The 230-nt window shown below is 43.5% G+C and carries 1 pseudogene; it reads left to right on the forward strand.

Annotated elements, in window-relative coordinates:
* Window positions 1-230: pseudogene (locus tag ACP45E_RS02740) on the forward strand (PTS glucose transporter subunit IIBC); the annotation flags it as partial.

Consider the following 230-nt stretch of genomic DNA (forward strand, 5'->3'; position numbering starts at 1 on the left):
ATTAAACACAGTACCGATTTTGCTCATGGTGCCATTCAGTTCTTCTTGTATTACCCAATGTCGAGTAATGCGTGGATGTTCTTTATCATCGGACCGATTTGGGCATGTTTGTACTACGGTTTATTCCGCTTCTTGATTACTAAGTTGGACCTAAAAACACCAGGTCGTGAAACGGAAATCGCGGAAGTGACTATCGCTGGACAGCCGGATGAAATTGCAGTGGATATCGT

The organism is Vibrio genomosp. F10 str. 9ZD137, from assembly GCF_049974785.1.
In the GTDB taxonomy this organism is placed as follows: Bacteria; Pseudomonadota; Gammaproteobacteria; order Enterobacterales; family Vibrionaceae; genus Vibrio.